Origin of the sequence: Clostridium sp. BJN0013 (assembly GCF_040939125.1) — a bacterium.
In the GTDB taxonomy this organism is placed as follows: domain Bacteria; phylum Bacillota; class Clostridia; order Clostridiales; family Clostridiaceae; genus Clostridium_B.
The window spans coordinates 1,154,320-1,180,436 of record NZ_CP162495.1 but is presented as its reverse complement, the minus strand read 5'-3'; the positions used below and the strand labels follow the sequence as shown (position 1 = coordinate 1,180,436).

General features: G+C 32.8%; 18 protein-coding genes and 3 riboswitches. Of the genes, 9 read left to right on the top strand and 9 right to left on the bottom strand.

From position 1 onward, the window contains the following. Positions 1–93 precede the first annotated feature (93 nt). On the bottom strand, positions 94–855 hold the full coding sequence (locus AB3K27_RS06125; RefSeq protein ID WP_368490357.1) for an A24 family peptidase: 762 nt from the start codon (positions 853–855) through the stop codon (positions 94–96). A 53-nt stretch (positions 856–908) separates the two neighbouring features. Then, a riboswitch (cyclic di-GMP riboswitch) is annotated at positions 909–995 on the bottom strand. Positions 996–1,036: 41 nt separating this feature from the next. Between AB3K27_RS06125 and AB3K27_RS06120 the strand changes: the two genes are divergently transcribed. The 7 genes from AB3K27_RS06120 to pflA all read left to right on the top strand — a co-directional run bounded on the left by AB3K27_RS06120 (position 1,037) and on the right by pflA (position 9,046). After that, positions 1,037–1,399 (top strand): ATP-binding protein, encoded by a 363-nt coding sequence (locus AB3K27_RS06120; RefSeq protein ID WP_368490356.1) that lies wholly within the window; start codon positions 1,037–1,039, stop codon positions 1,397–1,399. Positions 1,400–1,621: 222 nt separating this feature from the next. Continuing rightward, positions 1,622–1,723, top strand: a riboswitch (SAM riboswitch). Positions 1,724–1,972: 249 nt separating this feature from the next. Continuing rightward, positions 1,973–2,959, top strand: coding sequence for an ABC transporter substrate-binding protein (locus AB3K27_RS06115; RefSeq protein WP_368490355.1), 987 nt, complete (start codon positions 1,973–1,975; stop codon positions 2,957–2,959). A gap of 352 nt (positions 2,960–3,311) precedes the next feature. After that, the gene (locus AB3K27_RS06110; RefSeq protein WP_368490354.1) at positions 3,312–4,124 is read left to right on the top strand and encodes an ABC transporter ATP-binding protein; all 813 of its coding nucleotides are present in this window, start codon (positions 3,312–3,314) and stop codon (positions 4,122–4,124) included. Continuing rightward, positions 4,111–4,893: an ABC transporter permease gene (locus AB3K27_RS06105; RefSeq protein WP_368490353.1), complete on the top strand. Its 783-nt coding sequence runs from the start codon at positions 4,111–4,113 to the stop codon at positions 4,891–4,893. Before AB3K27_RS06110 ends, AB3K27_RS06105 begins: the two co-directional genes overlap by 14 nt. Positions 4,894–4,974: 81 nt before the next feature. Beyond that, a complete protein-coding gene (locus AB3K27_RS06100) occupies positions 4,975–5,814 on the top strand; it encodes an epoxyqueuosine reductase (RefSeq protein WP_368490352.1) in 840 nt (279 codons plus the stop codon). Between the two features lie 74 nt (positions 5,815–5,888). Continuing rightward, positions 5,889–5,968: riboswitch (ZMP/ZTP riboswitch) on the top strand. 104 nt (positions 5,969–6,072) lie between these two features. Continuing rightward, complete coding sequence (gene pflB / locus AB3K27_RS06095) at positions 6,073–8,307, top strand: formate C-acetyltransferase (protein ID WP_368490351.1); 2,235 nt, start codon at positions 6,073–6,075, stop codon at positions 8,305–8,307. Between the two features lie 10 nt (positions 8,308–8,317). After that, positions 8,318–9,046, top strand: coding sequence for a pyruvate formate-lyase-activating protein (gene pflA / locus AB3K27_RS06090; RefSeq protein WP_368490349.1), 729 nt, complete (start codon positions 8,318–8,320; stop codon positions 9,044–9,046). 148 nt (positions 9,047–9,194) lie between these two features. Here the strand turns inward: pflA and AB3K27_RS06085 are convergent, their stop codons facing one another. From AB3K27_RS06085 to AB3K27_RS06050, 8 genes are all read right to left on the bottom strand, one after another. Continuing rightward, positions 9,195–10,496: a homoserine dehydrogenase gene (locus AB3K27_RS06085; protein WP_368490348.1), complete on the bottom strand. Its 1,302-nt coding sequence runs from the start codon at positions 10,494–10,496 to the stop codon at positions 9,195–9,197. A gap of 474 nt (positions 10,497–10,970) precedes the next feature. Next, entirely contained in the window at positions 10,971–11,651 is a 681-nt protein-coding gene (locus AB3K27_RS06080; protein WP_368490347.1) for an Ig-like domain-containing protein, read from the bottom strand. 95 nt (positions 11,652–11,746) lie between these two features. Then, positions 11,747–15,409 carry an Ig-like domain-containing protein gene (locus tag AB3K27_RS06075; RefSeq protein ID WP_368490346.1) on the bottom strand — a complete coding sequence of 1,221 codons (3,663 nt, stop codon included), beginning with the start codon at positions 15,407–15,409 and terminating at the stop codon, positions 11,747–11,749. Positions 15,410–15,415: 6 nt separating this feature from the next. Further along, the gene (locus AB3K27_RS06070) at positions 15,416–16,546 is read right to left on the bottom strand and encodes a DUF5050 domain-containing protein (protein ID WP_368490345.1); all 1,131 of its coding nucleotides are present in this window, start codon (positions 16,544–16,546) and stop codon (positions 15,416–15,418) included. 189 nt (positions 16,547–16,735) lie between these two features. Next, a complete protein-coding gene (locus tag AB3K27_RS06065) occupies positions 16,736–18,985 on the bottom strand; it encodes an Ig-like domain-containing protein (protein ID WP_368490344.1) in 2,250 nt (749 codons plus the stop codon). A 24-nt stretch (positions 18,986–19,009) separates the two neighbouring features. Then, entirely contained in the window at positions 19,010–21,763 is a 2,754-nt protein-coding gene (locus AB3K27_RS06060) for a cell wall-binding repeat-containing protein (RefSeq protein ID WP_368490343.1), read from the bottom strand. Between the two features lie 200 nt (positions 21,764–21,963). Continuing rightward, on the bottom strand, positions 21,964–23,019 hold the full coding sequence (locus tag AB3K27_RS06055) for a glycosyltransferase (protein ID WP_368490342.1): 1,056 nt from the start codon (positions 23,017–23,019) through the stop codon (positions 21,964–21,966). A 39-nt stretch (positions 23,020–23,058) separates the two neighbouring features. Further along, entirely contained in the window at positions 23,059–23,244 is a 186-nt protein-coding gene (locus AB3K27_RS06050; RefSeq protein WP_368490341.1) for a hypothetical protein, read from the bottom strand. Positions 23,245–23,445: 201 nt separating this feature from the next. Between AB3K27_RS06050 and AB3K27_RS06045 the strand changes: the two genes are divergently transcribed. Then, positions 23,446–24,969, top strand: a complete 1,524-nt coding sequence (locus AB3K27_RS06045) for a methyl-accepting chemotaxis protein (protein WP_368490340.1) — start codon at positions 23,446–23,448, stop codon at positions 24,967–24,969. 133 nt (positions 24,970–25,102) lie between these two features. Continuing rightward, positions 25,103–26,098 (top strand): 3D domain-containing protein, encoded by a 996-nt coding sequence (locus AB3K27_RS06040; protein ID WP_368490339.1) that lies wholly within the window; start codon positions 25,103–25,105, stop codon positions 26,096–26,098. The last annotated feature ends 19 nt before the right edge of the window (positions 26,099–26,117 follow it).

The window sequence follows — 26,117 nt, the reverse complement described above, 5'->3', positions numbered from 1 at the left end:
CAGAAAATTGTCTAAATTATTAAGAATCACTGGATTCAACTTTATCACATCACCCCTTAAACTAACACATCTTCTCAAAAATAATTTTTCCATTTATAAGCAACTAAATAAGTACCATTTTATAATACCTTCTCCAAGAAATATTGTAATTGCAGAAGCTATAACCATAAATGGTCCAAAGGGAATATAATCCTTTCTAGACTTCTTTCTCAGCAAGATGAGAATTACTCCTGCAGCCGCCCCTATAATAAAAGCCATAAACAACATAACTATTGTATATTTAAACCCCAAAAATAGGCCACATACCACTGAAATTTCCACATCTCCCCAACCCATGCCACCTTTAGTTATAAGGATAATTAAAGATAAAAAAACTCCTGCCAATATTCCTCCATAAATGTAGGTTTTTATAGGCATTCCCCTATAAAAATATATTCCTAAAAATACTATGCCAGCAGCTATACCTGTTCCTGTAGTTTTAAAATAAACATCTTTAGTATCAGAATCTATCATTCCTATCACGATCATAATACTTATAAATACTATGTATTTTACAAATTCTATACTTATACCAAATTTAATATAAACACATAGATAAAATATTGCTGTTATAAATTCCAAGACAGGATATCTGAAAGATATTTTTTTACCACAATATCTACATCTTCCCCTTAAAACTACATAACTTATTATAGGAATTAGGTCATACACCTTAATTTTTTTATTACAATTCATACAATGTGAAGGTGGATATGCAATGGACTCACCTTTAGGTATTCTACATATACAAACATTTAAAAAGCTTCCCACTATAGCCCCAAAAATTAAAACAACAATACCATAATAAATATCCATAACCCACTCTCCATTTTTAAAAAACAAGACCCCGTATTCATAAATGCTATTTATGAACACAGGGCCGGTTGCATCACTAACTCTAATACACACAAGGATGCCCGAATTAAAGTGCGTATTTCATCGTTTCCCTTAATTTGTTTAATCTTACCATAAAAATAATACAATTTCAATAAGTTTTATGGAAGTTTATAATGGAAACAATGAAAAAGTAATTTTAGAATTTTCCATAGAAAATACAGGTATGGGCATTAAAGAGGAAGTTAAAAATCAAATTTTCAAAAAATTTATTTGCCATCAGCCACCTCACAGTAAATATCATTCTACTACAGGCCTTGGACTTTTAATATCAAAAGAACTGGTAAAAATTATAAATAGAAATATATGGTTTGAAAGTAAAGAAAATGAGGGAAGTACATTTAATTTTATGGCAGAATTCTTACTGGATCTCAATAAAACTATAAGTGAAGGTAATATTAATTTAGAAAATACAAACTGGTCAGAAGCGGCAGATAAGATCATTATCTGTCATGATTACAGATAATAGATGTCCATGTATAATACTATTATTTACATCTACCGGCAGCCTTTCATTATATATAGATATACAAATTGGAAACTAAATTATTTATAATAACTGTCCACATTTAAAGCCTGACCGTGGATCCTACTAGGTTCTTATTTTTTCTTAGTGTGCATTCTGCTTTTTCATCTTCTCATTGACAAAGTATATTTTATTTGATATCATAATGCTAATTAAATATATTTCTTATCTAGAGAGACGGAGGGACTGGCCCTATGATGTCCGGCAACCTAAATTTTATTTAAAGGTGCTAATTCCTACAGGTAATTACCTGAAAGATGAGAATTGAGAAAATCTACTTTCTTGTATCTCGTTTTTACAAGAAAGTTTTTTATTTTACAAAATAAATATATTAATACATTTCAGTTCACCAGAAATACTGGAGACTAAATTTATTTTTACGTGAATTTTTATTAAAAATACTCATAAATATTATGACTAATCAATTCAAGTAAAAATTTACATAATGGAGTATAGCGCTATGCCCATATTAAATTATGCTAATGTTATTTAATAATGGGAGGAAAATTGAACATGAAAAATTTATTAATTTTAGTCTTAACGGCAATATTATCTTTAGGGACAGTTGGATGTTCTAAGTCAAATAACACTAACAGCAAAAATACATCAAATTCAAAAGAAATCATAATAAAATATCCCAATACTCAATGGTATGATGCAGTGTATATTGCTGATTCAAAGGGATATTTTAAAGAACAGGGAATAAAAATTAAATATGTGGGAGAAATACCAGCAGCTCAAATTGTTCCATCAGTTGCATCAGGAAGTATTGACTTTGGATTAAGACATACTCCTTTAGTTGCAATGGCTAATGCTCAAGGTTCAAATCTTAAAATAGTTGCAGCAGGAACTCAATCATTAGCTAATTATCCTCATATGAGATATATAGTTAGAAAAGATAGTGGCATAAATAGTATTAAAGATATTGCTGGCAAAAAAGTTGCAATAAACTCATTTGGAGCATGTTCAGAATTTGTTACAAGAGAATTTTTAAGAAAGGAAAATATTGATCCTAATAATGTAAACTTCGTTGTGTTACCGGATTCTCAACAAGAACAAGCTGTAGAGCAACATTTAGTAGATATTGCAATTGTACATGCTCCATATACTAAAAAAGCTCTTAAAAATCCGAATTTAAAAGAATTAGTTAATGATTATGCTTTAGAGGATGGTATAAGTGGTATGTGTCCATATTTTACAAACGAAGGTTTTATTAAAAAGAACCCCCAGGCAGTAAAAGGATTCGTAACTGCAGTAGCTAAAGCAGCAGATTGGTCCAAAAATCATGAAAGTGAAGGGAAACAAATTATAGCTAATAAATTGGGAATTAAGGTGGATGATGTTGAAGCATGGAATTATTATGAACACCAAATCATTCCACAAAAGTCAGTAAAATGGTGGGTGGATTATTTAGAGAAAAATGGCAAATTAAAATCAGATAAAGTTAAGGTTAACGACTTATATACAAATGAATTTAATCCCTACAGTAAATCCCAATAATCAAGTGATTCTTAGGTTCAGGTGGAGTTTGCCTATAAGGATTACTTTTCTCCATCTGAACCTTATTAACAGTATTCTTAGTGTCTTTAGCACTTAGAATACGTTATCCTTTAGGGGAAGAACTTATCCAGGGGCATAGCAGTGCTTATCCCCCACTTGAATAAGATGGGGGTGTTAGCAATGGTAGCCTTCGGATAAATATGTAACAATAAAATATTGAATAAAAAATTATTATATCCTTCCGTAAGCATAGTAAATATCACGTTAATGTTTACTATGCTTACACTTAATCAAAAATAGCTGCCTATAAATAAGAACTCATTAGTTAGTTTGTTATAAGGAGATGGAAATTTTGAATAAAATATCGGTAAAAAATATTGAACAATTTTATAAACACCCTAATAATAAAAAAATTAATATTAAAGTATTGGAAGATATAAATCTTGATATCGAAGAAGGGCAATTTGTATGTATAGTTGGACCCAGTGGATGCGGGAAGTCCATATTACTTAATATTATAGGGGGATTAGTGAATCCTACTAAAGGAAATGTTTTAGTTGATTCAAATGAAGTAAAGGGGCCCGGAAGTGACAGAGGTATGGTATTTCAAGGATATGCACTTCTTCCATGGAGAACTGTATTGCAAAATGTAGAACTTGGCCTTGAAATAAATAAAGTACCTAAAAAAAAGAGAAAAGAGTTGGCAAAAAAGTTTATACATTTAGTAGGACTTTCTAAATATGAAAAATATTATCCTGGTCAATTATCAGGAGGTATGAGACAAAGAGTGGCTATAGCAAGAGGCCTTGCCTATGATCCCAAGGTACTTTTAATGGACGAACCATTTTCAGCATTAGATGCACAAACCAGAGAAATTTTACAGCAGGAGTTACTAGGCATATGGGAAAAGACTAAAAAAACCATTATCTTTGTAACCCATAGTGTGGATGAGGCTATATATTTATCTAATGAAATTATTATAATGGGATCAAATCCCGGTAGAATAGTAAAAACACTAAATGTTAATCTTCCTTATCCACGAAGCCATGATGATAGTGAATTTCAAAGATTACGAAAAGAAATATGGTCTGAAATTAGCGACCAGGTGAATACAGGTTCTGACGCTAAAAATAATCAGAGATGTGATAATTATGAAATTGCCTAAATTAATTATTTCAAAAATTTATTCTTTTATTTTTTCAAATCTACTAATAATACTATTCTTGATCTTATGGCAGATTTTACCTGAAATTGGAGTACTGAAAAAAACCTATACAAGTACTCCAACCTCAGTAATGAACTCCATTTTGTTATTAGCAGAAACTGGAAAACTTAAGGTACACTTATTAATAAGTCTAAAAAGAATTATGAGTGGATTGATTCTGGCCATTGTATTTGCAGTCCCCCTTGGTTTGTTTATTGGCAGATGTAAAATTATAGAATCTCTACTGGATTCTTTTTTGCAACTCTTCAGGCAAATATCCGCATTAGCACTTTTCCCTGTTTTCATCTTATTTTTTGGCATTGGTGAAGTATCCAAAGTAGCAATTATATTTTGGGCCAGCCTATGGCCAATATTAATAAATACTATTAGTGGAGTAAAAGGTGTTAACCCACTGTATACAAAATCTGTGCTGACTATGGGCGCTGGAAGGCTTATGGTTTTTATAAAGGTTGTATTGCCTGGTTCAATTCCTTCTATTTTAACAGGCATTAAACTTGCAAGTGCCTACGCCGTTATGGTTCTAGTGGCAGCCGAAATGATAGGAGCTCAATCAGGACTAGGTTTCTTAGTTAATAATTCTCAAGAAACATTTAATACCTCTCAGATGTACGGTGCAATAGTATTACTATCTATACTAGGAATTGTATTAAATTTTATTTTATCCTTTCTGGAATCTAAATTAATTTTTTGGAAAGAGTTTGATTCATAGATAACATAGTTAAAAAATAGATATACGTTTAGTTTACTAAACACAGTTCATTATAAAATCCCAATTTACGAGGTGAATGATATGGTAAAATTCTCAGATAAAAGTTATGAACTAAAATTTGACATTACAAACAGGGCAAAGGAATTAGGTATGAATATTATTGGATTCTCCCCTGTAGAAAGGTGGGAAAAATATAAAGAAACTGCTCCAGAATATTATCCCCAAAATATATGGCCGGAAGTAAACACGGTTATTGTATTTGAAATTCAAATATATTTACCAATGCTTGAAACAACCCCCTCAGTTGTTTATTCAGAATTATATAATACATCAAATAGAATTTTGGATGATACTGCCTATAAAATTTCTAATTATTTAAATACACTAGGATATAATGCATTTTACTTTCCTAGAGATTGTTATGGAGATATTTCTGTTCTTGTTAAAAAACCGGAAGCAGCTTTTTCGCAGGTATTAGCCGGTAAATATGTTGGACTTGGTACTATTGGATATAATCATACCTTGATAACAAAAGAATTTGGGCCAAGAGTAAGATTGGTTTCTGTTTTAACTAGTGCTGTGATTCCACCTGACCCAGTCATTAGCAAAGATCTTTGTATCAAATGCGAAATGTGTAAAAAATGCTGCCCTACCTCTTCCTTAAAAACTACAGAAAATCTTATTGCTGATATGGATAAAAAAAAGTGTGCAGAATATCATGCTAAACTTAAAAGTGCATACTGTTATCCCTGTGGAGTATGCATAAAAGTTTGTCCAATTGGTAAGGATAGAAAAATATACGGAAATAATGCAAAAAAATATTTAGCTGAAAAAGAAGCCTTAAGTATAGATGAAAATAATCCTGAATATGCAGGATGGATTCACTGCAGAAATCATGGTTCTAAAAAATTGGGAAAGTAATAAATAGACATAAAATTTACGTTGACAGGACGTTATAAATATGATATTTTAATGAAGTAATAGAATTGAGTTTAAGCGAATCGTATAACCGGCGGCAGTGGGTTTAACCACAGGGGAGTACGATTTTTAAAAGCCGACCGCCTGGGCAATCAAAAAGTCCAGGCGGTCTTTTTGATTAATATAAAACTAGAATAAACTTTAATCCAAATATTTAAGCTTGTGCAAATTATAAAAATATTATTGAAAAGAGGGGCTTTTATGAAAAAAGAATGGGAAAATTTTAATTATGGAAATTGGACAGAAAATATTGACGTAAGAAATTTTATACAAAAAAACTACACTTCTTATACGGGAGATGAAAGTTTTTTAACCTCCCCTACAGAAAAAACTAAAAAAGTATGGAAAAAATCTGAAGAACTTATTTTAGAAGAAATTAAAAAAGGTGGAGTTTTAGATGTAGATACACATACTGTATCTGGAATCGATAATTTTAGACCTGGCTATATAGACAGAGAAAATGAAGTTATTGTAGGACTGCAGACAGATGCACCACTTAAAAGAATAGTGAACCCTTTTGGTGGAATAAAAATGGCCAAAGATGCCCTTACTGATTATGGATACAAAATTGATGAGAATATGGACAACATATTTACAAAATACAGAAAAACCCACAATGAAGGTGTATTTGATGCATATACAGAAGAAATAAGAGCTGCAAGGCATGTAGGTCTTATAACAGGACTTCCAGACGCCTATGGAAGAGGAAGAATAATTGGTGACTTTAGAAGGGTGGCACTTTATGGAATAGATTATTTAATTGAAGAGAAGAAAAAAGATTTAAAAACCCTTAAAAGTCCTAATATGCTGGAGGATATACTAAGACAGAGAGAAGAAGTGGCGGAACAGATAAAAGCTCTCAATGAAATTAAAAATATGGCAGAAAGTTATGGAATAGATATTTCAAATCCGGCTAAAAATACAAAAGAAGCTGTACAATTTACTTATTTTGGTTACCTTGCAGGTATAAAAGAAAATAACGGTGCAGCAATGTCTCTTGGAAGAGTTTCCACATTTTTGGATATCTATATTGAAAGAGATCTTAAGAAAGGTATTATAACTGAACAGGAGGCCCAGGAACTTATAGATCAATTTGTAATAAAACTCAGGCTGGAAAGACATTTAAGGACTCCAGACTATAATGAACTATTTGCAGGAGATCCTAACTGGGTAACTGAATGCATAGGTGGTATGTCCATAGATGGAAGAACACTGGTTACTAAAAACTCCTATAGATTCTTAAATACCCTTACAAACTTAGGACCTGCCCCTGAACCAAATATAACAATACTATGGTCTCAAAACTTGCCGGAACCCTTTAAAAAATACTGCAGTAGAATGTCTATTGAAACAGATGCACTGCAATATGAAAATGATGACATTATGAGACCTGTATATGGAGATGACTATGCCATAGCTTGTTGTGTATCTGCCATGGCTGTAGGAAAAGAAATGCAATTTTTCGGTGCCAGATGCAATATTGCAAAATCCCTTTTATATGCTATTAACAGTGGCTCGGACGAAAAAACCTTTGAAAAAATAGTACCGCATATAGAAAAAATGGAAGATAAAGTTCTCAATTATGAAAAAGTTAAGAAAAATTATTTCAAAGTGCTTGAATATGTAGCAAAATTATATGTAAATGCCCTTAACACAATTCACTATATGCACGATAAATATGCCTATGAAGCAGGACTTATGGCCCTTCACGATACTAAGGTCCACAGATTCCTAGCTTGCGGCATAGCAGGTCTTTCAGTGGCGACAGATTCACTAAGTGCTATAAAATATGCAAAAGTTAAACCAATTAGAAATGAACAGGGTATAACAGTGGATTTTAAAATAGAAGGAGATTTTCCAAAGTACGGTAATGATGACGACAGAGTAGATGATATAGCTGTTGAAATTGTAAATAAATTTATAAAGGAACTTAGAAAAACTGAAACTTATAGAAATGCAGAGCATACTCTTTCCGTACTTACCATAACTTCAAATGTAATGTATGGCAAAAAAACCGGGGCTACACCAGATGGAAGAAAGTCAGGAGAACCTTTTGCACCAGGTGCTAACCCAATGCATGGAAGAGATAGGGAAGGTGCTCTGGCATCTTTAAATTCAGTAGCTAAAATACCTTACCGCTCCGTATGTCAAGATGGCATTTCAAATACCTTTTCCATTGTACCGGATGCCCTTGGAAAAGATTTAAATACAAGAACAAATAACCTGGTTTCCATTTTAGACGGGTATTTCTCAAAAGGAGCACACCATTTAAATGTAAATGTAATGCATCGTGAAACTCTGTTAGATGCTGTGGAAAATCCTGAAAAATATCCAACTTTGACTATACGTGTTTCAGGATATGCAGTTCATTTTATAAAACTTACAAGGCAGCAGCAGGAAGAAGTAATCAAAAGAACCTTCCACCAAAGAGTTTAAAGGTGATTTTATGGGAAAAATTCATTCCATAGAAACTATGGGGCTTGTGGACGGTCCCGGAATAAGAGTAGTTGTGTTTTTTCAAGGGTGCAGATTAAGATGTGCCTTCTGCCATAATCCAGATACCTGGATTATGGATGAGGGTATGGAGATAATGGCCAGCGAACTTATAAAAAAAGTATTAAAATTTAAGGTATATTTTGAAAAATCCGGTGGAGGAGTTACCTGCTCTGGAGGAGAACCACTTATGCAGCCTGAATTCCTACTTGAATTTTTAAAATTATGCAGAAAAAATAATATAAATACAGCTTTAGATACTTCAGGTTTTGGAAAGGGAAACTATGAAGAAATTTTAAAATATACAGACCTTGTAATTCTCGATATAAAGCATACAGATAAAGAGGGATATAAAAATTTAACTGGTAGCTCCATAGAAGAATTTTATAACTTTTTACAGGCTTTCAATAGTTCAAATTGCCAATTGTGGTTAAGGCATGTAATGGTACCTGGAATTACAGATAGCTATAAGGCTATGGACAAATTAATAGATATAATCCGCAGTTATATATGTTTAGATAAAATAGATAATTTTGAAATTCTTCCATATCATACACTGGGGATAAATAAATATGACCAGTTAAAAATACCTTATAAATTAAATAATATCAGTGGTATGGATAAAAAACAGGGGAAAATATTTGAAAATTATGTTACAGAGAAGTTAAAAATTAAGAGTTAAGAATAAAGGAAAGTTTTTCTCAACTTTGTTGTGAAAAACTTTTAAGGAACACATCCCATTAAAGCATAACTTTAATGGGACGTGTTGGATTTTATGAAGTTTCACTGAAGAAAATCATCCTTAACTCTTAACTATTAATTCTAAACCATTAACTTTTAAAGTCTTCTATTCTTATAACATTATCTATTGTAATTACTGATTTTAAATCTATAAGCTTCTCAACTGCACTATTGGCATCTGCTTCACTGGTCTTGTGGGTAAATAATACTATTGTTACCTCACCTTTGGAATTTTCTTCACCTTTTTGTATTACAGAACGGAGACTTACATTGTATTTCCCTAAAATTGTTGTTATTTCTCCAAGCACTCCCGACTGATCTATTACAGTGATTCTTATATAGAATTTACTTTGGCTTTTACTAATATTTTGTATTTCCCTGTGCCACAAGTCATTCTGTGCTATATGGCTGTAATTTGCCACATCTACATTGCTTCTCAATATGGCAACAATATCACTTACCACAGCACTGCCTGTTGGAAGACTTCCTGCTCCCCTTCCATAAAACATCAGATTTCCCACTGCATTTCCCTTTATAAATATGGCATTAAAAGAATCATGCACATTTGCAAGAGGATGTTCCTTCGGAATCATTGTAGGCTGCACTTTAAGTTCAAGTTTTCCATTACTCTCTTTTGCAATGGCGAGCAGTTTGATTACCATATCAAATTTTTTAGCATATTTCATGTCTATGGATTCAATTTTTGTAATACCTTCTCTATATACATTATTTACATCCACCTTTGTTCCAAAAGCTAAGGATGAAAGTATTGCAAGTTTATACTGGGCATCAAATCCTTCAATATCCGAAGTAGGATCAGCTTCAGCATATCCCATATCCTGGGCCTGTTTTAAAGCCACATCAAAATCCAACTTTTCCAGCTGCATTTTACTTAAAATATAGTTTGTAGTGCCATTTACTATTCCATAAAATTCTTCTATTTTATTGGCAGTCAAACTCTCTTCTATTCCCTTTATTATAGGAATACCTCCTGCCACACTGGCCTCATAATTAAATACCACCCCTTTATCATGGGCTTTTTCAAAAAGCTCATCTCCCTCAGTTGCAATAAGCATTTTATTTGCAGTTACTATATGTTTATTTTTATCCATGCACTTTAACATGTATTCTTTGGCAGGTTCTATTCCACCCATAACTTCAATTACAATTTTAATTGAATCATCTTCTAATATATCATTAAAATCTGTAGTTACAATTTCCTCTGGAACTTCTACATCTCTTTTTTTATCTTTATTTCTCACAAGAATTTTTGCCACTTCCACGTCATAGCCGGATCTTTTCATTATCTCTTTTTTATTGGAATTTAAGATCATCCAAACCCCGGTTCCCACATTTCCAAGTCCCATTAACGCTATTTTCACTTTTTTCATAATTGCATTCTCCTTCCTGTATTTAATATCTATATTTACAAAACATTCTATACTTCTTTTAAAAATCAATAATTTTGATACCTGATTATTTTTATCCGAAGGCTACCATTGCTAACACCCCCATCTTCTTCAAAGTGGGGGATAAGCACTGCTACGCCCCTGGATAAGTTCTTCCCCTAAAGGATAACGTATTCTAAGTGCTAAAGACACTAAGAATACTGTTAATAAGGTTCAGCTGGAGAGAAAGGTAGACCTTATAAGCAAACTCCACCTGAGCCCAAGAATCACTTGATTGAAGTATTTCTATTTGCTTCACTAATTAGCAGTATATCAAATAAGACAGGATTATTATAGCATATTTCCAGATTATTAGCCATATAAAAACATATAAATGACAAGTTAAGATGCCTTGCCATTTATATGTCTTTTTTGCTCTATTTACAATAGTTTTTCTTTTTTCGCTTGTTATAACATTTAATCTGCCAAAGTTATATTCATGCTGATATTATTTTTAGTGGCACTTACATCCAGTGTAGAAGTACCCAACAGATTTTGTTTATTATCATATAGATAAACTTTTACTGTGTCTTGTGATGCAAATAAAACCATATTACTTCCAACATCAAATAAGTTATTATTACCTTCTATCTTATATTTGGCAGCAGAAGGTAAATCAGTAGACACATTTATTTGCTTAAATATAGGAAGAACTGGAGAAACTGTTATGTTGGCTGAAGCAGTATATCCGTTATTATCCTTAGAAGCTACATTAAAACTCAATATAACGGATTTTGGCAAACTCTGTCCACTTTTAGATTTAGCACTTTTATCTATAGTGAGCGTATAGTTATGTGATAATTTATATCCCCCGGAAGGCGGATTGATACTTGCAGAATTTTCATCCTCTCCTGCAGAAATACTTATGTCAACATCGGCTCCACCAGTAACATCTCTTATACTGACACTATTATTTAAAGAATCAATGTCTACTGGTGATTTAAATTTTACCGTCCATATTTTATTCACATTGCTTATAACCCTAGTTCCCATATCATTAACATCTTCTGCTGCCGAAACACTGAATACACCGCAGGAAATAGAGTAAATCACTGCACATATCAAAATAAAAGCAGCTTTTTTTATAACTTTATTCAATTTTTCCTCCCCCTTTTGAGTATTAATCAAGGAGGAAGGTATCCCCTCCCCTTTTTATACTTATAATGATCTTATTCCTCACCCGTTGTGATGCATTAGCTCCCTATCTGTGCCGCTGTCAATGAATGCTCATAGTAATCACTTGCAAAAGAACTTCCACTAATTGCTTTAACTCTTACTTGAACTTTATCGCCTTCAATTACTGTTACTGTGCTCTCTTCTGAACTTCCCGTTCCCTCTGTCCAATCCTGTTTTACAGTACCGACACTGTCTACTATTCTATATTCTAAAGTGGTAGCGGCATTTATTGATGTTTTTTCTGGGCTTGAACTTGCTGAAACATCTATACTTGTTGGTGTCTCAGGTCTTGCATCAACAGTTACAGTTTTACTCAATCCTAATGTTGTGGAAGTTGCTTTATTTCTTACATATATAACTTTACTAGATGAACCATGTGCTGATATAATATTTCTTAAGTTAATTGAAGTTCCGCTGACAGGTGTCCATATAGTTCCATCCTCTGACCATTCCATGGCACTGGTAACGCCTGTTATCTGCTCTGCTGAATAGTCTATAACAGCCGCTGGTGATGCCTGTACAGTTATAACAGTAGGACTTCCTGCCATTGCAGTACCTGATGCTTTATTTCTTATCTGAATAGTATCACCTGCTGACATAGAAGAAATGGATATTGATGATGAAGCATCTATCCACGTACCTCCTCCATCTCTGCTGTATTGCATTGACGATGTTGCACCATTTATTGTTACATCTCCACTGGTACCTATAGAGGATGTTACACTTGGCGGTGCAGCCTGAATAATATCAATAATCTGTGGATCTGATGCTTTACTAGTGCCCGCTGCTTTTATACGTACTCTTATATCATTAGAAGCTGTAATACTGGATACTTCTAATGATAAACTTGGACTATCACCAGTAATAGCTGTCCAACTAGTTCCTCCATTTAAGGAATACTCCATGTGAGTTGTTGCATTCTTCAATTTACCTGCATCCGTTCCATCAAAGGAGAATGTAACTCCACTTGGTGCATTTGGTTTAGTTAAAGTAATAATTTGAGGAGCCGAAGCTGGTGTACTTCTATTAGCCCTATATCTGATTAAAATTTTATTGTTAGGATCATTATTTAATATATTTATTTCAGACGATGTAAGTATTTGATCACCTGATGACGTTACTGGAGTCCATGACCCTCCTCCATTTAAGCTGTACTCTTCATCTGTAGTAACGTTAGTAAGAGCATTAGTATCAAATGAGAACTCAACTCCTGTTGGCGCTGTAGCTCCACTATTTATTGTAAATGTAATCCTCTTTTCAGTGGTAGCTCCATTTATATTATTGGTTGTATTCAGAATCAATACATAATTTCCATTAACTGTTAATACAGTACCTGGAGTATATCCTGTTATATATCCATCTCTCATTATAGTAGACGTAGTTATACAATTTGTCTTATCCACTATACTTATTCCATTTGTAAGGCTTGTATAAACGCCTCCTTCAGTTACATTCTCTACCGTTGGAGAAAGTGCCCTATCAATATTTTGAACTCTAAAATTTTTAGTAGTTTCAGTAATTGCTCCGTTTTCTCTGTTGGTAGTTATGATTTTAAGTGTATATTGTCCATTTTGAGTTATGGTAGTTCCCTTAACAAAAGCTACTTCAGCTGGTACCGGTGATATTAGAGCCTGGTATTTTACAGCTCCCTCATTGCCTGATGCAGTGTGTGTCATTTTAATAGTAGCTGTACTGTAAGTTCCAGCCACATCATTCCAGGATGGTGTTGCCTGATAATAAGTTAATGGATCTGAAGATGTAACATCTACTATTTCTCCTGAATCTACTATACCATCACTATTGCTGTCATTCCATATTTTAGTTCCTGGAGTTTCAGTAAAGGTTATATTAACTGGTGCTGGTTTAGCAGAGCTAACTACAAAGTTTATAATTGTTTCAGCATATCCTGTTTGTCCTCCAGAATTTCTAGTTGCTGTTACTGTTAATCTGTAGTTATCCCCTATTACTGATGATGAAGATATAGAATTTGCCAGATTATAAGTATTAACACTGCCTACTACAGTAGCTGTCGGTTGTGTCACACCATTAGTTGAATAGGTTATGCTACCATCAGAGCCAGTTGTTCCTTTTTCTAGTTTTATACTATAAGTTGTACTCGTACTTGTATCATCCACAGGCCAGCCTATGGTAGGTGCTGTAGCATAGGTACTTCCATCTGTAGTTCCTGTTACCACAGGTGCCGGGAATAGTGGCAGCTGTTTAGACTCACTCTCCAAATAAGGTCCATTAGCCTTCACTTTAACAAATACCTGTAATGATCTGGTCATGGAAATAGGAGTAGTTCCATTGGTACAGTCAGTCCACCCCGTACTGCCATCATAACTATACTGCATGGAATTAGTAGTTCCTGTAATTCTTCCAAGATTCAAATCTGTGGATACATAATCTGGAACAACTTGTTTTCCTACTTCTACTGCAGCTGATGGATTGCTGGAAGCCGATGTAGTATCGCTAACGGCAACAAGTCTCAGCATCAGACTTGTAGAATTTCCTATCGGTGTTTTTAAATCTATACTTATAGTTCCGCTGGAATCTACAGAAAGTGGTGTACTATTCAAAAGATTGGCTGAACTTATGCTAGGCAGTTTTCCACTACTATCTTTGCTATCTAGATAAACTTTATACTTGTACCCTGATTTTAGTCCAGTAATTTTACCATTCTGTGCATCTATTGTAAAGTTTGTTGGAGCTTCCGGACCATAAGGTACTGTAATCTTTTGTCCTTCAGCTTTTCCACTTTTAGTTATAGTTAAATATAAGTATCCACCGCTAGCATCTAAATTCAATCCAGTAATATTAACATTGCCATTGGCATCAGCAGTTGCTGATTTCAGTGCCTTTGTAGCTGTATAATCATTATATACGCCAATAATATCTCCCGGAGTTAAGTTAAATACAGCTACTGTATCAGTACTTCCTACATTATTTGTAACTACAACATTATTATTTGTAACATCTATAGTACCAGAATCCAGCACCACAGATATATTAACCTTGTTTCCATATCCCAATAAAGTTCCTTTAAAAGTATACACTCCTTTTTTAGGACTTGGTATAGTTTTATCCCAATTAACTACAACTTCTTGTATATTTCCGTCACTCATTATACAGGAAACTCTATCTGGAAAACTAAAAGTATTTATATCTGATGTTGTAAATGAAGGTAGTGGCTCTATAGAAGATACTTTCACGGTAAGCTTCGGCTTTGTCACAGCTGTCCCCTTCTGACTGCTGCTGCCAGTTAAAGATGCAGTATATGCTTTCCCATTTTTTATATAATAAAGAATGCTGTTTATTATATTCATATAATCTGCAGAATCATCCACCAGCTTATATCCATTGCCAGTTTGATCTAATCTGTATATTTTACCTTTATCTGCATTACTTGTGTAATAAATATTATCATCATCTAAAGCACACAATATAGTTAGTATATCACTGGTGGATTTGTAACTGATACCGGTACTTGAAGCCTTCTGAGCTATATTTGTAACCACAGACATTGGAATGGCAGTTTGTCCCGCAGAATTGGTGGATTTATACAAAACTCCATCTAATCCGGTATAAAATATAAGATAATCTGATGTAGCATTTATAAATTTAGTCTTTACATCACTTATTTTATACTTTGTAGCATTTGATATATCATAACTATACAATTTATTTCAATCTGATTGATTTATATAAAATAAGAAATTTCCTGTAACACTTAATGCAGATGCCGAATCCCCAATAAGCTGTCTCTCTCCCTGTGAATCAAGAACATATATCCTCGCCCTGTCAGAATTATTTATATAGTAAATTTTACTGCCGATTACATTAATATAAGATGCCATATTATCATTTAATTTTTGCCTCTGGGTACCATCTGTTCTCACCTTGTAAATTGCCCCATTATCATCATAATTACTATAATATACCCAGTCTCCAACTACATTAATGTACTTTACATTGTCATCACTTATAACATAATTATCTGCGCCTGTTACACTCTGCCTGTAAAGCTTATTCTTATCCGCTGTATTGCTGTAATAAATCCACTGATTGTTTTCATCTACTGCCGCAATTCCTGTATTAACTATATTTACAGCAGTATTGCCTTTAATTGACTCGTCTGCCGGATCTGTTGCTACTGTGGAAGTAAGTGTAATATTAAGATTCTGCTGTCCTGTTGTGCCACTGCTTGTATTTAACCCTATTGTGCCAAAGGCCAGTTCAGTAATTCCATCACTGGCATATATATGAATTTGATCTCCTGAAGAAAGTGCACCTACATAGGTTGCCGTATCTGTTAAAGATACCAATCCGCTATTTGCTGCCCTAAAATATGCCGCATTACTTACCCCTGTAAGTTGACTTATTTTAAAATTAAATACATAAAACCCTGCTGAAAGCTGTTTATAATTTATATTAGCTATGGCATACATAGTAGAATTTTGATCTGTTGGAGTTTGAAACTCTCCACTGGCATCTGCAAGTATTTTCTGTGTTGTTCCATATTGAGTGGTATAAGTCAGCGTATTTCCTGATTTAGCGGCTATTTGGCTGTCACTTACCGTAGAGCCAGTAAATATATCCATTGCATTTCCATCTGAACCTACGTAATATATAGAACCTAAATTATTCATTATCTCATCATTTACTGTCTGCATAACACCTGAATGTGTAGTTAAATATGTCAAATTATAAACATTACTTCCAACTACGATAGAATTTGCTGGTAATACAGCTTTAACGGTACAACTTGTTCCAAGTATAACAGCTGAGGTAATTACCAACATTTTTATCTTATTCATTTTCCCACCTCCATGTATATATTAAAGAAAATTAACAAAATATCTCTTTTATCAAGTGATTTAGAGGTTTAGATGGAGTTTACTTATGATAAATACTTATCTCCACCTAATCCCTAGAAAAACTTATAATAACCAATATGACAAATTATATGCTAAATTCAACATTACACTATCCTAATCCAATAATAGTTAATCGGTGACTCTAATTGTAACTGTTACCGGTGAACTATAATATTTTATAGTTGCCGTAACATAATAAGTATTTGAATCACTTATATCTATAACTGGTGGATTCCATAGGAGAACATGTACCTTCTTTGCCTCTCTAGTACCATCCGGTTTCTTTATAACTACATTTATCCTTTCTGATAAATCACTCATATTAAACACTCCACTTGGATAATCACTTCTGTCAACATTTATGACTATAGCTGGTACATTGCTTGTGCCGCCATCTACATTAAGTGTAACAATTCTCGGTATAATTCCTATGGTGGCTTTTACCTCTGTGCCATCCTTTAAAGTACCCTTTAAAGTAAACTTGGCAATCCTACAGTCATCTATATATTCACTACTATCCTCAAAATTAGAATCAATACTAACGGCCTCTGTCCAAGTAACTGCCACATAATTTTTTGTTCCTTCAGGATATTCTACTGTAGTTGGATAAGACTCGTCCTGCATTATAGCATCCAATTCTCCTAAATCTTTTGAATCATCCGGGTTATCAGGATTATCTGGATAGTTTGGATCATTTGGATCAGTTCCTCCTTCTCCTGTAACTATAAGCATAAGTTTCACTTTTTTGCTGTATCCACTTACAGTTCCTTCATAGGTATATACTCCAGTACCATACTTGGTTTCATTTCCCCAGGTCACAGCCACGCTTTCAGTAGAGCCGTCACTCATTATAGCTTTTACTGTAGTTGGGCGAGTATAATCAGACTTTTTAGCTCTAGTTACCTTTATATTTGCAATACTCTTTATGGTTTTTGTAGAACCTGCAGTAATTGTCAAAGTAAGTTTAACCTTTTTACTGTACTTGTCCACTGTGCCATTAAATATATAGACTCCCGGCTTGTTTCCAGATTGCGTTCCATAATCCCAGTTTACAGCCACTTCATCTGTAGTACCATCTGTCATCTGGGCAGGAACAGTAGTTGGCAGTTTATAACTTGCTTTACTACTTGCAGTTTCAGTTAAGTTATCAATTTTATAGGGAAGGGGTTTTACTGTAAGGGTAGTATATACAGTCTTGTCACTACCGCTTAAAGTTCCCGTAAAAGTATAAATTCCAGGTTTTGTGGTGTTTATATTGGTTAAATTCCACTCCACAGGAACTTCCTTTCTACTTCCATCTGTTGCAATTACCACTACAGTGGATCTTGGAGTATATTCTTCATCCTGCCATATGGTATCTGTAAAATTATTTGTGCTTCCTACCTCCAGAGGCAAATTTCTAGCAATAGTTTCTAAATCATAACTTATGGCCCCTGAACCTCCCAGTACTTTTAATTTATTAACTATATGATTTTTTAGAAAAGTTGCAGTAGCCTGATCCATGGGACTATCCACAAACAATACCGGTGATGAGATTTTGTATGCCAGTGCTGATGCTCCCAGAGAATCAGGAAAATCCTTAGCAGAGGCTATGTAAAGAGTGCTTGTATCTATTTCCCCTGCAAAGGCTTCTATGACACTTACATTTTTATTGTAGGCATTGCCCGTACCTATTCTCTTCACATTGGAAAGACTGCTTATAGCCCCATCACTTATGGTATTTGAATCTCCCACTACATATACCTGATCCATTTTAGAGGTATTGTTTAAATATTTTTTAACATCCGCTGGCATATATGTGCCCTGTGTCAATATTATAGGCATTTCTTTTAAGGCAGCTATGGAAGCTATGGTCATGCCGTCTCTAAAATCATTTCCATTTACAAGGACTACTTCCTTGGATTTACCCACCTTTTTAGCCACTGCCAGGGCTGTTTCATATCTGTCATCCCCTGAAAGTCTTGTAACTTTTATATCTCTTGACTTTAGTGAATCCTCTATACTTTGGGATACTACGCCTTTTCCTCCCACTATAAAAACATTTTTTACATTTAACCTGCTTATTTCAGAGGATGTATAGGCATTTAAAGTATCTGCCCCGGTCAAAAGTATAGGTGCATCATATTTTGCTGCAAGGGGAGCTGCTGCAAGGGCATCAGGATAATTTTCTCCATTTACTATTACAGCATAATCCGCAGTATCCCATCCCGCATCACAGACCTTGGCTGCTGTTTCATATCTATTTATGCCGCTGTACCTCTCAACTTCTGGTGCTGCATATACTTTTACAGTTCCTAGAGCACCTGAAATTGCCAGAGATGTGACAAATAAAGCCATCTTTTTACTTTTAAGTACGTGTTTGGGTTTTAAATTATACATAAATTATGTAGGTTCCTCCTTCCTTTAATTTTGTTCCAACACTGAATTTACAGCATTGAAAAAATTTCTGTATCTATCATACATATTTATCTTTTCTTCTGCAAAATCTTTATTTTTTTGTTTTTCCTCCAGCATATTCTGGAGACTGTCAATGGTGTTAGTGCCGCTGTAACCAGAGCCTTGAAGTCCAATTAATTGAATTTGAGCTTTTATATTTTGTATATCATCTGTACATCTATCTATCAAAGTCCTATAATAGTCATACCTGTAATCTGCATATTTATAATTAATTTTATTGATTACTTTTTCCATGTCTTTTGCATCGTAACATGAAGAAAGCTGATTTTCCAAATTCGCTACTTCTGAATTCATAACATCCTTTTTACTAACATCTGATATTTCATTTTCAACACTGGTTAAATCATCATTTACATTTTTAAGCTCCAAAGAAGACATTCCTCCTGAAGCTATTTCCTGCTGGAGCCAGTCCATCTCCTGTTTAAGACCTTTAAGTGTATCACTATAGGCTCCTGTATCATAAGGACGATAGAGTACTCTGAACCTAAGTTTATCATAGTCACCATATTCATAAACATCTTCAAAATCACTTATCTGACTTTTTATTAACCCATCTATAGTGGAATCTTTGGAATATGTGACATCTCCACTTATGGAACTTATATCAAAATCTCTGTAATAAAGAGACTTCTCATAAAAAAGTATTGGAGTATAGTCCTGTATTGGATTATCTTCTAAATATAATGTATTTAAATTTTTCAGTCCTTTTAAATAGGTTAAATCATCAATTCTATTATTACTTAAATTTAGATATTTTAACTTGGTTAAATATTGCAGCGGTTTTAAATCATCTCCATCTATTCTGCCATTATCACTTAGATCCAGATAAGTTAAATCCGTTAATTCCTTTAGAGGATCCAGATTACTTACACTTGTATCACTTAAATTCAAGGTGGTCAGGGTTTCAAGCTCTTTTAAATTAGTAAGACTACCTACACTTGTCCCTTTTAAGTTCAAAGAGGTAAGCCTTATCAAATACTCCAATTCATCCAAATCGGAACTGTTTATAGAATTTCTAGAAATATACTTCACATTTGAATTGCTTAAATCCAAAAATGCCAGATGGGTCATATTTTTAAACACACTGTCACTTGTTTTATCATAATCCGAATCATCATCATCTTTGGTATTTTCTCTTGAATGACTGAGATCACTTATATTATTATCACTTAAATTCAATTGCTCCAAACTTGTAAGGTTAGACAAATATGAAACATCTGATATTTTATTATGGCTTAAATTAAGATCCTTAATGTCATACAGCTTCAAAAGAGGATTCACCTTTTCTATCTGGTTATAACTTAAATCCAGACTCTTTAAATTCACACAATTTTCAAGTCCACTTATATCTGTTATACCTTCATTGCTTAAATTTAAAGATGTAATACCCTTTAAATCCGAATAAGAGAGAGTTCCAGTAGGTTTTCCAACCTTATCCCTTATAAGTTTTTCCAGTTTGGAATCCTGAAAAGTAGTGATAGATGAATCTCCCGTACTTGCATTTTTATCCCCGATTATATATCCAAATATATCCCTTATCCTGGAGTCTGGCAGTACTCCCTCTCCCCCTAAAATTGTAATATATTCAGGGTTAATACTGTCATTATTATAATTAGGTATTTTAGTTAAAATAAGATCTTTTATAAGGCTTGAATTTGAGGCACCTGAAAGTATGACAGGTGCTCTATTTTTAGCTGCTTCTGCTGCTCCCGACAGTGCATCTGCAAAGCCCTCTCCTGATGCTACAAATATGTTGTTTAAACTGAATAAATCATCTTCAGTTGAATAATTTGTATTAGTATAGTCATCATCATTATCATCATATTCTACAGGATCACCAGTAGATTTTTCAAGAAATCTGGCTATTACATTTATATTTCTCTCATATTTATCGCTACCTGTTATTCTCTCCACATATCCAAATTGTTCATTAGTGACATCATCTTTAAAGGTGTTTTCAAATTCTCTTGCTACATTATCACTTACTACGCTGTTGTCACCTACCACAAAAACTTTTATATTCCTGAATTCCCCTTCATTGCTGCTGTTTGTGGTCTGCCCTTTTTGTTTATTACTGTAATCTGAATTTATTACAGTATTTAATTCTTGTATGTAACTTTTAGTGCCCTCTGGCATAATATTTTTAGGTACCAGAAGCACCGGAACTCCCATTGCCCCAGCTGCAGAACCTATGGATATGGCATCTGCATAATCCTCTCCCGAAGCTACTGTAAGTGTGTCTACTTTTCCAAATTTTTGGGCAATTTTCACGGAAGTATCATATCTGTCCACCCCTCCTATTCTCTCTGTTTGTATACCAAGAGAATTTAACTGATTTAAAATGGTATCACTTATAGAAGCTGTTCCCCCTATTATAAATACTTTTCCCACTTTAAGACTTTTAAGCTCCTCAACTATAGAAGAATCTATATAGGTTCTGTGGGTTAAAAGTATTGGTGCATCGTATTTTTTTGCCAGTGGTACAGAACTTAGGGCATCTGGATAATCTTCACCGCAGGCTAAAACAGCATAATAGGACGAATCCCATCCATCCTGTGCCACCTTTAGAGAAGTTATATATCTATCTTCCCCTGCCAGCCTCTTTCGGGTAGGATAGGCAGCATTTACTTTATAACACAAAGTAGAACTGATTACAGAGGCTAATATTAAAGTTAGTATTTGTTTTCTTTTCCTAATCAATGTTTTCCTCCAAAATTTTTTATTAATATTTAATCCACGCATTAAAACTTAAATCCTATGGGGATTCAGCCACATAGGATTGTTAATTTAAGGAATCCGAAAATTTAATACCTTATTAAAATTAAGACATAAATTAAATACTCAAATACTTACATTATTTAATTATCGTAGAACATACTGGCATACTTTACAGCTATGTTCTAATTCAGTTGTGCCTTAAGCCTTTTTACTGCAGGCTCATAATTGCCGCATTTTCTATAATATCCCAGAGCATTTTCTCTAAATCCCAGTACATCATATATAACGCCTATATTATAATAGGAAATATAGGTGTTTACCCCTTCTACCTTGGCATAAGAAAATTCAGTACATTTTAAAAAGCTCTCTACAGCCTGGGTAAACCTGGCATTATTCATATATATTAATCCCATGAGAAAATGAAAATCAGCAAAATTTGAGTAAACTTCAACACAATTTTCAAGTATAAGTGCCTTTTGGTACTTTCCACTGTTAATCAAAGCATATCCATAAGTTTCAACTAAATCTTCCACATACTCCAGACTAAAATCCAGTGAAAAAGATAATGCCTTTTCAAAATACATCACTGCATTTTTATAATTTTTTAACATATAATAAGATTTACCCAGTTGAAAATAAAGATATGGATCTTCTAAGTTATCTTTCACCGCCATTTTTAATAAATCTATGTTTCTTTTAATTTTTCCTGTCTTATTTAATGCTTCCCTGGTATAGCCTACATGTTCTGCTGTTATATCTACCATTTCCGTTTCATAAGGTTTTCCATTCAAAGCCACAATCTGTTCATGAATTATACCTTCATAATTAAAATAGTTTTTATTGAAAAGTCTATTTATTCTTTCTGTATATTTATTGTTTCCATAAGAATCTTCCATAAAGTTTACTCTCTTGAGCCTGCCCACTTTATTTCTATTTGAGGGCTCTTCTATGAATTCCTGTACACTTCTGCTTGAAAAATCCACAATAAATTCATCTGCATCAAGTATAAGCACCCAGTCATTGGATGCCTTTTCTATAGAATAATTTCTGGCTTTTGAAAAATCATTACACCATTTAAAATCATAGATTTTATCTGTAAATTCTAAAGCTATATCTTTTGTATTATCTTTAGACCCGGTATCTACTATAATTATTTCATCTACAAAAGAAGCTGCCCCAATAAGACAATTCTTCAGGGTATTTTCTTCATTTTTTACTATCATACATAAAGTTAACATATATTTTACCTCGGAAATATTCATTAAAAGTTCAATTTATTAATTCATATATTTTTTTATACTATTGATTTCTTCCCATTCAAGTCCTGTTATCCTTATAACCGTCAATAAATCCATTCCCATTTTTATAAGATTTTCTGCTTCTTGTATATTAGTCATCCCCATTTCTTCTTCCTCGTCTTTTTTTCTTATATGGTCAATTATTTTTTCCAGATTATATACCATAAGCCCTCCTCTGCCATCTTTTAACTATATTTTCTAATTTAATTATACCAAATCTATTTAAATTTTAGTAACAATACTTTTATCTTAATAAACTCATTGATTTACCATATATTGTTTCCTCCATAAAATTGTGATATAATTATTCTAAAATTTAGCAATATCATAATATTTAAAAACTTTAATAAAAAAGGGGAGAGTTTATTGATTTATTTTTTTATTGGATTAATATTGGGTACCTTTCTATCCTTTGTAGTATTTTTACATAGACATAATAAAGATAAAGTATTAATTCAGAAATTTTTAAATAACTTATTAAATGACAATTATTATTTCACAATAGATGAAAAAGACAAATCGCCCTATTTAACTTTAATTGATTCTCTCAGAAAAAAATTACTTAAAACCAACTTTAAATTTCAGGTATTGTTTACTAAAATTTATTCTGTATCACATAATTTGTCTTCAACAATTGAGTATACCTCCTCATCTGCAGAATTACTCTATAAGGAAGCTAATACTCTGTCAGAAACAAATAACCTAAGCTATTATAAGGTAAATGATACCCTTAATATTATAAGAGAAATATCCTCTTTATCTGAAAACATAAAAGATACTTCTAAAAATATTTCTATAACTTCTGATGAATCCCAACAAATTATTATGAAGGGCTTAAAAGATATTCTGGGCATAGTCAGTTCAATCCAGGAAATAAAGTCATCTACAGATAAAACAATGAAGAATATTAAAGAATTAAAACAAATTTCAGTTGAGATATCTTCCATATTAAATACAGTTAATGATATAGCATCCCAGACCCATATGTTATCTTTAAATGCTTCTATTGAAGCTGCACGTGCAGGTGAATATGGCAAAGGATTCAGTGTAGTTGCAAAGGAAATATCAAATCTTGCAGAAAACAGCAGAAATTCCGTTTTGGAAATATCAAAACTCATTGAAAAAATTGAAAAACAAATTGAAATTGTTATAGAAACTTCTATTCCCAATGAAAAAAATGTTGAGAGAAGTGTTACCTACTCACAAAATATAGAAAATATTTTAAATGAAATAAAAGAGTCAGTGGCAGCTATTGTAAATTCTGTAAATGATATAATCGATATTACAGACAAAGAATATGAATCTATAAAAAATATGAATTCTAAATGTAATGAAGTACAGGAAAGCTTTGAAGTAATAAGTTCAAATGTAAAAAATATGTATGGTTCTGTTAAAACTCAAAATGAAAGTATAAAGGAATTAAAAGAAATGCAAAAATTTTTGATTGATACCTCTTCATCTTTAGGTTCTTTTTGTGAAAAAATTGAAAAAGACATAACTAAATTAAATACAGATAAAGTAAAGATAAGATGTAGTGAAATAATTACTTTAATAAAAAGAGATTTATTATCTGAGTATAGACTCTCTTCCCCAGATGAAAACATCCATAAAAAATTGCTATGTGAATTCTTGAACAAGCACTCTTACATAGAAGCAATTTGGACAAATGATAATAAAGGCAAATTTATTTATTCAAATCCACCAAATGGAATAGCAAATGCCAATGTACGTAAATGGTTTGAAGAAAGTATAAAGGGAAAAGAATATATTTCGGATGTATATATATCTGCTATTACTGCAAACCCTTGCGTTACTGTATCTATACCTATTGTAGATTCAAGCAATATTATAACAGGTGTTATAGGTATCGATTTAAAAATAGATGTATGATTACAGCACACAAATAATATATGCTATAGGTGTTCAATTTTTTGAAAACTTGAGTTTTTATACATATTGATGTTATAATAGAAAACATTAGTAAGCCCTTAAGGCTTAATAATCATTTTAAGGAGGAATAACATTGAATAAAAAAACCCTATGTGTTATTATGACGCTGACATTAATGGTAATACCCTGTGGTAATATTAATGCTGCATCAAATTCCACATCTGAGGAATTAACTCAAACTCAAAATGACAAAAATCAATTACAATCAAAAATAGATGATTTAAACACACAAATCGATAAAGTGATTAATGACATTTCAAACAATAAAGACGCTATGAATAAAATTGCTGAAGATATAAAAAATACTCAAGCTAAATTAGAAGAAGCAAAAAACAATTCCAAAATTCAAGATGATTTATTTAAAAGTAGAATAAAGGCTATGTACATAAATGGCACTGATGCATACCTTGAAGTAATTTTATCTTCAGAAAGTTTAAGTGATTTTATTTCTAGAATGGATACCATCACTAAAGTAATACAATTTGACAATAAAATTATTGCCAGACTTAAACAAAATGAACGAACTATAGAAAATGAAAAACAGACATTATATTATGAAAATAGTAAATTACAAACTTTAAAAGCAAATAATGAAATTACACTGTCTAAATTAAATGATAATATAAAAGAACAAAAAGAACTGTTAGCTAAAACTACTGAAAAAGAACAACAGTTAAAGGAACAACAATTGGAAGAATCCAAAACCCTATATACCCAGACTTCTCTGGCCTATAACATCAGTGATTTAGATAGACAAACCCTCTCTCGTGGTGGAATGCCCGTTTCATTTTCCCAGGTGTTAAATGTAAGTGCAACAGCATATTGCGATGATGGTATTACAGCATCCGGTGCCCCAACTAAAAGAAATCCAAATGGATATAGCACTATAGCTGTAGATCCTAGAGTTATTCCTTTAGGCTCTAGAGTTTATGTAGAAGGATACGGCTATGCTATTGCAGAAGATATAGGTGGAGCCATTAAAGGTAACAGAATAGATGTTTTTGTAACCTCGGATGCCGAGGCGCAAAGCTGGGGAATAAGATCTGTAAATGTATATATACTTAATTAATTATTTTACCTCCTAAAAA

Coding starts and splice junctions, on each gene's coding strand:
- AB3K27_RS06070 (WP_368490345.1), bottom strand. CDS start 16,546: ATGAATAAGATAAAAATGTTGGTAATTACCTCAGCTGTTATACTTGGA.
- pflB (WP_368490351.1), top strand. CDS start 6,073: ATGAAAAAAGAATGGGAAAATTTTAATTATGGAAATTGGACAGAAAAT.
- AB3K27_RS06115 (WP_368490355.1), top strand. CDS start 1,973: ATGAAAAATTTATTAATTTTAGTCTTAACGGCAATATTATCTTTAGGG.
- AB3K27_RS06100 (WP_368490352.1), top strand. CDS start 4,975: ATGGTAAAATTCTCAGATAAAAGTTATGAACTAAAATTTGACATTACA.
- AB3K27_RS06120 (WP_368490356.1), top strand. CDS start 1,037: ATGGAAGTTTATAATGGAAACAATGAAAAAGTAATTTTAGAATTTTCC.
- AB3K27_RS06050 (WP_368490341.1), bottom strand. CDS start 23,244: ATGGTATATAATCTGGAAAAAATAATTGACCATATAAGAAAAAAAGAC.
- pflA (WP_368490349.1), top strand. CDS start 8,318: ATGGGAAAAATTCATTCCATAGAAACTATGGGGCTTGTGGACGGTCCC.
- AB3K27_RS06105 (WP_368490353.1), top strand. CDS start 4,111: ATGAAATTGCCTAAATTAATTATTTCAAAAATTTATTCTTTTATTTTT.
- AB3K27_RS06085 (WP_368490348.1), bottom strand. CDS start 10,496: ATGAAAAAAGTGAAAATAGCGTTAATGGGACTTGGAAATGTGGGAACC.
- AB3K27_RS06055 (WP_368490342.1), bottom strand. CDS start 23,019: ATGTTAACTTTATGTATGATAGTAAAAAATGAAGAAAATACCCTGAAG.
- AB3K27_RS06065 (WP_368490344.1), bottom strand. CDS start 18,985: ATGTATAATTTAAAACCCAAACACGTACTTAAAAGTAAAAAGATGGCT.
- AB3K27_RS06125 (WP_368490357.1), bottom strand. CDS start 855: ATGGATATTTATTATGGTATTGTTGTTTTAATTTTTGGGGCTATAGTG.